Genomic DNA, 11247 nt, shown 5'->3' with positions numbered 1-11247 from the left:
TCTAAGTTCTGTCAAGGCGCTCTCCCTTGACAGGTTTTAGATAAAAAATTATACTTTATGAGCACTGCAAACAATTAATCATTTATCTATTGACATTTGATAGCTGGTCTTAATAAAAAAGGGCTAAGAAGCCCCTATACTAGCTGTGGAGATTTATTGTCTCTTATTGTTTCGACACTAACTATACACTTTGATATATCTTTATTGCTTGGTATATCAAACATTATGTCCAACAACTTATCTTCTAGTATGGCTCTTAGTCCTCTTGCACCTGTATTTCTTTTTATAGCTAATTTTGCAATTTCTTCAATGGATCCATCTTCAAAAATTAAATCAACTCCATCTAACTTAAATAGTTCTTGATATTGTTTAATTAAGGCATTTTTAGGCTCTGTAAGTATTTTAACTAGAGCTTCTTCATTCAAATCTTCAAGTGTTACAATAATAGGAATACGACCTATAAATTCAGGTATTAATCCATACTTCATCAAATCTTGTGGCAAAATATGTTTCAATTTTTCTCCAAGATTTTCTTCATGTTTACTTCCTAATTCTGCTCCAAATCCTATTGATTTCTTTTCCGTTCTATTTTCTATAAGCTTTTCAATGCCTTCAAAAGCTCCACCGACTATAAATAAAATATTACTTGTGTCAACTTGAATATATTCTTGATTAGGATGCTTTCTACCACCTTTTGGAGGCACATTAGCTATTGTCCCCTCTATTAATTTTAATAAAGCTTGCTGTACACCCTCTCCACTTACATCTCTTGTAATTGAAACATTTTCAGATTTTCTTGTTATCTTATCAATTTCGTCGATATATATTATACCTTTTTGTGCTTTTTCAACATCATAATTTGCTGCTTGAACTAGTTTAAGTATAACATTTTCAACATCTTCACCAACATAACCCGCTTCTGTTAAACTTGTAGCATCTGCAATTGCAAATGGTACATCCAAAACTTTAGCTAATGTTTGAGCTAACAATGTCTTCCCTGATCCTGTAGGACCAACAAGACAAATATTTGATTTTTGAATCTCTGTATCTGTTTCTTTAGCATATTTTATTCTTTTGTAATGATTATAAACAGATACTGCTAATGTTTTTTTTGCCTTATCTTGTTTTATAACATATTCATCAAGATATTTCTTTATTTCTTGTGGTATAGGTAGATTTGAAAAATCCATATCATCAACAACTTCTTTTTCTTCAGTTAGAATTTCTTTACACAAATCTACACATTCATTACATATAAACACATTATTCGGTCCGGAAATTAATCTAACATCATTTGATGATTTACCGCAAAAAGAGCAATAAGATTCAAGTTCTATAAATTCAGACATTAAATCTCCTTATGACTTTCAATCACTTTGTCTATTAGACCATATTCTAATGCTTCTTGTGCTGTCATGTACTTATCTCTTTCAGTATCTAATTTAATTTGATCAATATCTTGTCCTGATTGATCTGAAAGGATTTTATTCAATCTTTCTCTAATTTTTAATATTTGTTCTGCAACGATACTAATTTCTGTAGCTTGACCTTGAGCTCCTCCTAATGGTTGATGTATTAATATATTTGAATTTGGTAATGAAAATCTTTTACCTTTTGCTCCACTTGTTAATAACACAGCTCCCATACTTGCAGCTTGACCGATACATATTGTTGAAACATCCGGTTTAATATAATTCATTGTATCATAAATAGCTAATCCTGCTGTTACAGATCCTCCTGGAGAATTAATATACAATTGTATATCTTTATCAGGATCTTCAAATTCTAATAACAACAATTGTGCCACTATAATATCTGCCATTTGATCGTTTATTTCTCCTGATACAAAAATTATTCTTTCTCTTAATAATCTAGAATATATATCGTATGCTCTTTCACCTCTATTGGTTGTTTCTATAACTGTTGGCACTAATGGCATATATTTCCTCCTTTATTTCAGAATGTAAATTCTATTTTTCTTCTGATTCTTCTTTTTCTTCTTTTTTGTCAACAAAAACTACATTTTGTTTGAATTCATCAACAGCTTTTCTTCTTTGTAAAATTACTTTAATTCTTTCTGGTGATACTTGTTGTTTCATTTTTTCAATAAATTCAGCATCATCTTCTTTGTTATATTGTTTTGCAACATCTTTATATTCATTTTCTACTTCATCGTCAGAAACAAAATATTCTTTTTCTTCTACAAGTTTTTCTAAGATTAAGTCGATTTTTACCTTATTTTCAGCTCTTTCTCTCAATTGTTCTCTAACTTGTTCTTCGCTTGAACCTGTTAATTGGAAATATGTCTTCATATCTATTCCCATATGGCTAATTTGATGAGTATATTCATGATATTCTTCATTTAATTGATCTTCAACCATTTGGTTTGGTACATTAATTTCTGTACGTCTTATTACTTCTTCAATTACTTGATTTTCTAATTCAATTTCATTATTTTTTTCTAAATTTTCTTTTAATTCTTTTCTAATTGATTCTTTGTATTCATCAACTGTATCAAATTCTGAAACATCCATTACAAAATCATCATCTAATTCTGGAAATACTTCTTCTTTTACTTCATTAACTTTTACTTTGAATAAAACTTCTTGTCCTTTTAACTCTTCTGCTTGGTATTCTTCTGGGAATGTTAAATTTAAATCTACTTCTTCCCCTGCTTTTTTACCAATTAAACCTTCTTCAAATCCTGGGATGAATGATTTTGATCCAATTTTAAGATCATATCCTTCAGATTTTCCACCTTCAAAAGCTACATTTTCTTTAAATCCTTCAAAGTCAATATTTACTAAGTCACCAATTTGGATTTCTCTTTCAACTGGTTTTACAACTCCATTTTTTTGAATTTCATCTTGAATTCTAGCATCTACTAATTCTTCTTTAACTTCTGTATCTTGTTTTGTAACTTCAAGATTTGTATAATCTGCTAATTCAAATTCTGGATATGTTTCAACTTCAAATTTTAATTCGATATCTTTTCCTTCTTCAATTTCACTAAAATCAACATGTGGTCTTGAAACAGGTGTAATTTTTAATTCTTCAAGTGCATTTTGATATGCATCAGGTAAAATTAAATCTAATGCATCATTGTAAAATACTTCTTTACCATAATTCATTTCAATAATTCTTCTTGGTGCTTTTCCTTTTCTAAATCCTGGAATATTAAATCTTGATTTATTTTGTTGATATGCTTCTTGTAATTTTTCCTTAAATACATCAAATTTTACTGTTTCTGTAAAAACAGCCTTATTATTTTCTTTGGATATTAATTTACTCATTTCATTCCTCCTAAAAATTAATATTTTTTCAGCCTTATTATTATAGCATAAAAAATTATTAATCTGTAAATTCTATATTTTTTAAATTTTCTATATCCGATAATCCAATAAACTCGTTTATATAGATACCCTTTATTCTTTTATTTATTATAGATGTAATATTTTCTGTTGATAAAACTATATATGGAGTTGATTTATCAAAATTCTTTTTCCATTCATATGTTAATCTATTAAGTTCTTCACTATATACATCATCTCTAATCTTTTCTAAAATATAATAAAAAGAATTATCTAACAAGGTATTTATGTTATCTTTTTGAACTTCTTTATTTTTATCGTCATATTGATATGCTGGTATTTCGGTCATCTTGCCTTGAGAAATATATATATCATAATCTTCATACTCGTCATTAAGATGTTTATACATTTCTTGAGGTGAAAGAGGTTTCAAATCTACTTTTATACCCTCATTTTCAATTTCTTTTTCTAGATATTCTTTTATATCATTAGCAAATTCATCTTGTTCTAAATATGCCAATTTTATATTTAACGTTTCTCCTTTTTCGTCTAAAAAGTATCCATCTTTTTTGGTATAAAATTTAGACAATTCATCTGATAATTTATTCTTTTTATCAAATTTATAATTATCGCTGTTAAACCACGAATTTTTATAAACTGGTATCTCTGGAAAATCATATACATCTTTTCCGTATTTTTCTTCAATAATTTCTTTTATTCCTATAGAATCTCTAAGTGCACGTCTAAAGTTTTCATTTTTAAAAATTTTACTCTTTTGATTAAATCCTATGTAATTGAAAATTACTGATTGAAAATCTATATGATTTGCATATTGTCTAGTTCTTTCATTATAATCTCTATAAAAATATTTTTCTTTTGGATATTTGTACAAAATATCTAAATCTCCTGATTTAAATTTGTGTAATGCATCATGATAATCTAAAAAAGATATCTCTATTTTTCTTATTTTTATATCTTCATTTTTAACATCATCTTTTAAAATTAATTTAATATTTTCATCTAATATATTTTCTACTTTATATCGTCCTGCACCATTGATTAAATCAACAAATTTTACCTTTGCTAAATCATTATACTTAAAATCCGTATTTTTTATATTAACAATTGGGAACATTAAGGAATAAATATTTGAAAAACTTGCATCATTAAAATGAAATTTTATAAAATAATCTCCTAATATTTCTATACCTTCTAACTTATCTGTCACTTTCAATTTATAGTCAAAATAGCCCTTTAGATTATCGACATAATTAACATATTTTCCCGAATATGATGGATCAGCAAGCACCAAATATGTATTATATACATTTTTAGCAGTTAAAAATTCCCCATTTGAAAATTTATAATCTTTTTTTAATTTAACGGAAATAGTCTTTCCTAAATCCTCATACCAATATTCTTCTGCTATTTCAAGTTTTGCTTTATCATTTTTATCCTTATATAAAAGAGAAGGATGAATCAATCTAGATAACAATGATACTGTACCATCTCCGTCATCAAAAACATTTAAAGGTTTTTCTCTTGTAGGTACTCCTACTTTTAAAATATCTTGATCTGATTTTTTTCTTGGATTTACAATATATTTATTATATTTATCATTTAACGAAATTTCAACTCTTTTCTTGGGAAGAATAATTAAGATAAAGAAAAAAATAGCTATAATAAAAAGTAATATTATTTCTATTTTCTTTTTCTTATCCATAATTAAAACGCCAAAATTATTCCATTTTTATTAGCATAAGTCGTAGATAATGCTGTTCCCTCTAATATCTCTATAGATTTAAAGTCATAAACTTCTTCAGACATTTCCTTAATTTTTTTAGCTCTTTCTTCATTTCTAATGTGTGTAATATATAAAATTTTATCACTATAAGTATCAGTCAATTCCCCAATTGTACTAACCATTTTAGTTAACGCTGATTTTATTCCTCTTGGTTTATGCTTTACTTCTATAACACCATCAACACCTACACATACAGGATAAATTTTCAACGCAGATGCTATCATACCTGCAACTTTTGACATTCTTCCGTTTTTTATTAAATTATCTAAATTTTCTAAAACAAATATTGTATTTAATTTTTCAATTTTTGTTGTAACATTATCAACAACTTGTTCAAATGTTTTACTTAAATTCAGCTGTTCTTGTATAGCATTAATAACTTGTGTTTCTCCACATGCAGCTGATTTTGAATCAAAAACATGAATTTTAGCATTTGGATTTTCATCTTCCAACATTGTTTTAGCGATTGTTGCACTGTTGTATGTTGCAGATAATTTAGAAGAAATTGTTACAAAGTATACTTCATCATATCCTTTAGCTGCTTCATAAAAATATTCAGGTGTAGGAGCTGCAGTTTTTACAACTTCCTTTGAGTTATTCATCAATTCAATTAATTCGTCTATATTAGCTCTATCATCAGCAATAATACTTTTATCTTCTATATCTATAAAAAATGGAACTCTTTTAATATTTTGTTGTTTTTCCATTTTCTCATTTATCTCTGCACAATAATCAGAAACTATTAATTTTTTCATCGAACCTCCAAAAACTTTATTTTAAGTAACCTTTTTCTTTTATAACTTTAACAACTTTATTAACATTTTCTTTACAAATTTCATCTGTTTCTGCTTCAATCATTACTCTTATAAGAGGTTCTGTCCCAGATGCTCTAACTAATATTCTTCCAGAATCTTTTAATGTTTCTTCAACTTCCTTTATTGATTTTTTAACATCTTCATCATTTAAAACAATATTTTTATCCGTAATTCTTAAATTTTCTAATACTTGAGGATAAATTTTTAATTCCTTTACTAATAATGATAAAGTTGATTTTAATTTCACCATAATTTCAATCAATTTTAAGGAAGTTAAAATACCATCTCCTGTAGTTGCATATTTTGAAAGAATTATGTGTCCTGACTGTTCACCACCAACACTATAACCGTTTTGTCTTATTTCTTCTGATACATATTTATCACCAACGGGAGTTTGAATATATTCTATATTTTGAGATTCCAAAGTTTTATATAATCCTAAATTTGACATAACAGTAGTTACAACTATATTTTTATTTAGTTCGCCGTTATCTTTTAAATATTTGCCAAATATATACATTATATGATCACCTGAAATAATATTTCCATTTTCATCCACAGCTAAACATCTATCAGCGTCTCCATCATATGCAATACCTAAATCATATTTTCCTTCAACTACTTTTTTAGCTAAATTTTCAATATGAGTTGAACCTGCATCCTTATTAATATTGTAACCATCAGGTCTATCATTTATCATGTCAACATCTGCCCCTAAAATATCGAAAACATTCTTTGATATTTGATAAGCTGCACCATTTGAAGCGTCTACTAATACTTTAACACCCTTAAATGATTTAGTAACAACTGTAGATAGATATGCAATGTATCTATTTCTTCCCACAAGATAATCTACAGTTCTTCCTATTTCTTCACCTTTTGCAAGTGGAATGCTATCTTCAATAGAATCTATATATTCTTCTATTTCTTCTAAAATGTCGCCTTCTAGTTTATATCCATCTCCACCTATTAGTTTTATACCATTGTCATAATATGGGTTATGGCTTGCAGATATCATAATTCCACAATCAAAATCTTCTGTTCTAGTTATGTAAGAAACACTTGGTGTAGTAGTTACATGAAGTAAATATGCATCACTACCACTAGATGTTATCCCAGCTGCTAAAGCTGATTCAAACATATAACTTGAACGTCTTGTATCCTTCCCGATAACAATTTTAGAATCTTTGTTTTGTTTTTTAAAGTAATTTCCTAAAAATCTACCTATTTTAAAAGCATGATTTACATTTAGATCAATATTTGCTTCTCCCCTAAATCCATCTGTTCCAAAATATTTCATATCTTTTCTCCTAGTTTTTATTTATCTTAATTATAGCATAATAAACAAAAATGTTTTAATTATGTAGTAATGATAATTCATATACTCTATTTTTATTTACATTATATTTTTTAGAAACCAATTTAACAGCAGTTTTTTTTGTTTCACCTTGAGCGCATAATTCATTTATTTTTTGAATAATAAAATCATCATCTATTTCTTCAATCGTATCATCCGAATCAATTAATACAACAAATTCTCCCTTTTCAACAATCTTTACTGAATCATAATCTTTCGCCAAAAATATCTTTACCTCTTCGTATATCTTAGATATTTCCCTTGCTACTGCAACTTTTCTTTCAGGAATAATTTTTGATAATTCCTCTAAAGTATCTAAAATTCTATGAGGTGTTTCATAAAATATTAATGTATGTTTTTTTTCTAAAATATTATTAAAAAATTTATTTTTTTCAGAATTTTTACTTGGAATAAATCCCAAAAATTCAAAATCCATACTCTTAAAACCACTCATAACTAAAGCTGTAGTAAAAGCAGTAGGTCCAGGTAAAACTGTATATTTTACATTTCTTTCAATTAAAGCATTTATTAAAATATTACCAGGATCTGATATCCCTGGCATACCAGCATCAGAAACTACTGCAATATCATTATCTAACGCTAAATTTGTTAATTCTTCAATTCTTTCTTTTTCATTAAACTTATGATAAGAAATTAATTTTTTATGAATGTCATAATGATCTAATAATTTTTTAGTCGTCCTTGTATCTTCACAAGCTATATAGTCCACTTCTTCTAAAACTCGAAGTGATCTAAGCGTTATATCTTCAAGATTTCCTATTGGTGTAGGAACAAAAAATATCATTTTATCTCCTAATAAAAAAGAGCCTATAGCTCTTTCATTTTTTATTTTTTCTATTTAACAAAATATTTCCAATTATTAGGACAACAAAAGCTACAAAAGCTATTGCCATAAGTCCTATATCATAAAATGAATAACTATATTTAGAATAGTTATTATTTAATTTTATACCAAAAAATCTAGCCAAAGTATCTTCAAATACATTTTCCGGAAAATCTAATTTTATTAATTGTTTTATACTTGGTGTAGCATCATACTGATACCAACTTGATTTTCCATTTGGATCTGTTAAATTTACTAAATATTGATTTTCATATCCCGTTCTATTTATCTTATATCCTTTCGCATAATTTAGATCTTTTATTTCAACTTCTTCCAAATTAAACAAAACCTGATCTTCATTAAATATTCTTTTAAAATTACCTTGTCTAAAAGTTTGAGAATTAATACTAATAAAGTTATTTAATTTTTGAACAATTTTTCCATCACCAGTAAATTTATATAAATCTGGTAACCCTGATGAATTTTTTTCTCTTAATGGTATAAGTAAGTTACCTATTTCATCTTCAAACACCTTAAATTTCTTCCCTTTTAATTCTATATCTTTAGAATTAAGATTTTTATATTCTTTTCTATTTACATAATCATATACTAATTCTTTATTTAATCCATTTTCATCCCTAAACTTAAATATACTAACCTTTGGCTTTTTCCACTTAAAAGTATATAAAGAATTAGTAGTATTATTATATACCACTATTATATTTATGCTTTGATTATTAGGATTTACAACTAAATTTCCATCCACTTTTGTCTTTTCATCACCAGTCTCTAAATCAAACTCTATCCTTTGTGAATTATCAAATACTTCAATATTATATTCCGTTCTATCCTTTGTTACCGGCTCTAATAATTTACCATTTTTTATTTTGATAGATTTTAAATATGGAATATTTGTATATTCTTTAGCAAGTTCTTGATTGTTTAAGCTATTATTTGAAATAAATGAATCTATTTCTTCATCAGTCATATCTTTCCCATCATTTGTAACTACAAAATATACGGTATCATTTTTACTTAAATCCTGACCTTTTGTGGAAACAACATTAACTTCTATATTTAATTTATAGATACCTATTTTATCTGGAGTAAATTTAGATACTATAGATATATTATTTTCAAATACTTTTTTTTCTTGATTTCCAATAGTTATAACATCCTCTGCTGCCCCAGATATAACAATACTCCCGTTTACCGGTTCTTCAAATTCATAAGTACGACCAAATGAAATTTCTTCATTAACTTTATAAGTCGAATTTGCCGTAACAATACTAATTGGAAATATCATAAAAATCATAAAAAATATTGATAAAGATATTGCTCTTTTACTAAATCTCATAATTACCTAACTTTTTTATATTTCTCTATTAATTCTAAAATAATTCTTTCAATTACTAATTGAAAATTAACATTTACTTTCAACAAAGATTTAAAATCCTCATTTCTTTTAATCATATCTTCTAGTGAAGCATTTGAAATTTTTAACATCTTCTTTATCAAATTATTATACTTCAAATTTTTGGTTTCAAACTTATTAAAAATAGCATCACTATAAATTTGAGTCATAATTTTTAATACTTCACTTCTATTCTCAGATAAATCTTTAATTAAACTTTTTTCTTTATTTATTATATAATAGTTTCCTTCAAAAGCCTTATTTAACAAATAGACTAAATTTTTAAAAGTTTCTGATTCATAATCTATACTTTTTCTTTCTAAAACATTGATAATTTGGCTTCTTGAAATTATTGTATTTAATAATTTATATCTATTATCAATAGTCATAAATACTATAGAATATCCCGGTAATTCTTCTAATGTTTTTAATAATGCATTTTGAGCTTCAGCTTTCATTAATCCAGCATCTTCAATAATAAACACATTATGATCATATTTAACAGGTTTTTCATAAACCATCTTACTAAGAATTCTTATTTTATCTATTGAAATATTATTATTTTCTGCTTTAACTATGTTAACAAAATTTTCAACATCTTTTCGATTAAAAATAGCTTGAGTAAATAACATACATTGTTTTATAGCTTCTTCTAAAGCACCTTCAATAATATAAACATTAAATATACTATTATTTTTTATTTGCTTATCTAAAATTTTGTTTAACATTACAACTTAATAAATTGATCTACATCTAAAATAAATACTGTTGCTCCTCCAACTTCAATTTCCACTGGAAATGATTGAAACATTGGACCTTGCAAGTTAGAATTTATAATGCTTGTAGTTGTTTTTCTTTTTTTACAATTAGACTCTATTATATCTAAACAATCCTTAACTCTATCCTCATCAACACCCATTAATAATGTTGTATTTCCTTCTTTTAAAAATCCTCCAGTTGTAGCTAATTTTGTAACGGAAAATTCTTTTTCTACTAAATCATCCATTAGTAAATTAACATCATTATCTTGAACAATCGCTATTAAAAGTTTCATTTTTCCTCCAATACTTTTACTAATTTTTCTAAAGTTTCTTTTTCTACTTCTTCTACACTCTTAGAAGCGTCTATTATTATAGTATTTTTATCTAATAATTTTTTATATCCTTGATATACTCTTTCATGAAAAGAGTTACCTTCTTCTTCAAGTCTATCAGCCTTCACAGCAATTCTTTTTCTATTTAACACTGTAATAGGATCAACATCTAAGAAAAATGTATAATCAGGTTTTAATTCTCCAGTTGCAAAATCATTTATAGACTTTACTCCTTCAACTCCTAAATCTCGTGCATATCCTTGATAGGCTAAAGATGAAAGTACAAATCTATCTGAAATAACCAACTTACCTTCAGATATTCCCTTTTTTATGACTTTTTCAACGTTTTGAGCTCTTTGAGCTGCAAATAATAAAGCTTCTGTTTTATCATCCATTGCTTCATTATCATTATTTAACAAAATATTTCTAATTTGTTCCCCTATCTTAGTTCCTCCTGGCTCTCTTGTAAAAATATAATCAACTTTATTATCATCAAGATATTTTTTTACTTTTTCCAGTATTGTTGATTTTCCAGAACCATCAGATCCCTCAAAAACTATAAATTTTCCTCTCATCTCGCCTCCTTATTATTTTAATTATATAACTTAT

At 26.3% G+C, this 11247-nt stretch carries 11 protein-coding genes; all 11 read right to left on the bottom strand.

Annotated elements, in window-relative coordinates; genetic code table 11:
• Positions 1 to 134 precede the first annotated feature (134 nt).
• Genes clpX through tmk form a run of 11 tightly spaced genes read right to left on the bottom strand, consistent with a single transcriptional unit; the run spans position 135 to position 11213 of the window.
• On the bottom strand, positions 135 to 1349 hold the full coding sequence (clpX, locus tag ABGF48_RS06900) for an ATP-dependent Clp protease ATP-binding subunit ClpX (RefSeq protein ID WP_408105604.1): 1215 nt from the start codon (positions 1347 to 1349) through the stop codon (positions 135 to 137).
• Positions 1349 to 1939, bottom strand: coding sequence for an ATP-dependent Clp endopeptidase proteolytic subunit ClpP (clpP, locus tag ABGF48_RS06895; RefSeq protein WP_408105603.1), 591 nt, complete (start codon positions 1937 to 1939; stop codon positions 1349 to 1351). Before clpP ends, clpX begins: the two co-directional genes overlap by 1 nt.
• Positions 1940 to 1970: 31 nt before the next feature.
• The gene (gene tig / locus ABGF48_RS06890) at positions 1971 to 3293 is read right to left on the bottom strand and encodes a trigger factor (protein WP_408105602.1); all 1323 of its coding nucleotides are present in this window, start codon (positions 3291 to 3293) and stop codon (positions 1971 to 1973) included.
• A 58-nt stretch (positions 3294 to 3351) separates the two neighbouring features.
• Positions 3352 to 5034 carry an ABC transporter substrate-binding protein gene (locus ABGF48_RS06885; RefSeq protein WP_408105601.1) on the bottom strand — a complete coding sequence of 561 codons (1683 nt, stop codon included), beginning with the start codon at positions 5032 to 5034 and terminating at the stop codon, positions 3352 to 3354.
• A gap of 2 nt (positions 5035 to 5036) precedes the next feature.
• Positions 5037 to 5870 carry a DegV family protein gene (locus ABGF48_RS06880; protein WP_408105600.1) on the bottom strand — a complete coding sequence of 278 codons (834 nt, stop codon included), beginning with the start codon at positions 5868 to 5870 and terminating at the stop codon, positions 5037 to 5039.
• Between the two features lie 16 nt (positions 5871 to 5886).
• Complete coding sequence (gene glmM, locus ABGF48_RS06875; protein ID WP_408105599.1) at positions 5887 to 7230, bottom strand: phosphoglucosamine mutase; 1344 nt, start codon at positions 7228 to 7230, stop codon at positions 5887 to 5889.
• Positions 7231 to 7285: 55 nt separating this feature from the next.
• Complete coding sequence (gene rsmI, locus ABGF48_RS06870; RefSeq protein WP_408105598.1) at positions 7286 to 8092, bottom strand: 16S rRNA (cytidine(1402)-2'-O)-methyltransferase; 807 nt, start codon at positions 8090 to 8092, stop codon at positions 7286 to 7288.
• 34 nt (positions 8093 to 8126) lie between these two features.
• Positions 8127 to 9488, bottom strand: coding sequence for a hypothetical protein (locus ABGF48_RS06865; RefSeq protein ID WP_408105597.1), 1362 nt, complete (start codon positions 9486 to 9488; stop codon positions 8127 to 8129).
• A 2-nt stretch (positions 9489 to 9490) separates the two neighbouring features.
• On the bottom strand, positions 9491 to 10273 hold the full coding sequence (locus tag ABGF48_RS06860) for a hypothetical protein (protein WP_408105596.1): 783 nt from the start codon (positions 10271 to 10273) through the stop codon (positions 9491 to 9493).
• A complete protein-coding gene (locus ABGF48_RS06855; protein WP_408105595.1) occupies positions 10273 to 10599 on the bottom strand; it encodes a cyclic-di-AMP receptor in 327 nt (108 codons plus the stop codon). Before ABGF48_RS06855 ends, ABGF48_RS06860 begins: the two co-directional genes overlap by 1 nt.
• On the bottom strand, positions 10596 to 11213 hold the full coding sequence (gene tmk, locus ABGF48_RS06850; RefSeq protein WP_408105594.1) for a dTMP kinase: 618 nt from the start codon (positions 11211 to 11213) through the stop codon (positions 10596 to 10598). Before tmk ends, ABGF48_RS06855 begins: the two co-directional genes overlap by 4 nt.
• Positions 11214 to 11247 lie beyond the last annotated feature (34 nt).

The organism is Helcococcus bovis (assembly GCF_046035835.1).
In the GTDB taxonomy this organism is placed as follows: Bacteria; Bacillota; Clostridia; order Tissierellales; family Peptoniphilaceae; genus Helcococcus; species Helcococcus bovis.
The sequence above is the reverse complement of the archived record's forward strand: the minus strand, read 5'-3'. Positions and strand labels throughout refer to the sequence as shown.

Coding starts and splice junctions, on each gene's coding strand:
- clpX (WP_408105604.1), bottom strand. CDS start 1,349: ATGTCTGAATTTATAGAACTTGAATCTTATTGCTCTTTTTGCGGTAAA.
- clpP (WP_408105603.1), bottom strand. CDS start 1,939: ATGCCATTAGTGCCAACAGTTATAGAAACAACCAATAGAGGTGAAAGA.
- tig (WP_408105602.1), bottom strand. CDS start 3,293: ATGAGTAAATTAATATCCAAAGAAAATAATAAGGCTGTTTTTACAGAA.
- ABGF48_RS06885 (WP_408105601.1), bottom strand. CDS start 5,034: ATGGATAAGAAAAAGAAAATAGAAATAATATTACTTTTTATTATAGCT.
- ABGF48_RS06880 (WP_408105600.1), bottom strand. CDS start 5,870: ATGAAAAAATTAATAGTTTCTGATTATTGTGCAGAGATAAATGAGAAA.
- glmM (WP_408105599.1), bottom strand. CDS start 7,230: ATGAAATATTTTGGAACAGATGGATTTAGGGGAGAAGCAAATATTGAT.
- rsmI (WP_408105598.1), bottom strand. CDS start 8,092: ATGATATTTTTTGTTCCTACACCAATAGGAAATCTTGAAGATATAACG.
- ABGF48_RS06865 (WP_408105597.1), bottom strand. CDS start 9,488: ATGAGATTTAGTAAAAGAGCAATATCTTTATCAATATTTTTTATGATT.
- ABGF48_RS06860 (WP_408105596.1), bottom strand. CDS start 10,273: ATGTTAAACAAAATTTTAGATAAGCAAATAAAAAATAATAGTATATTT.
- ABGF48_RS06855 (WP_408105595.1), bottom strand. CDS start 10,599: ATGAAACTTTTAATAGCGATTGTTCAAGATAATGATGTTAATTTACTA.
- tmk (WP_408105594.1), bottom strand. CDS start 11,213: ATGAGAGGAAAATTTATAGTTTTTGAGGGATCTGATGGTTCTGGAAAA.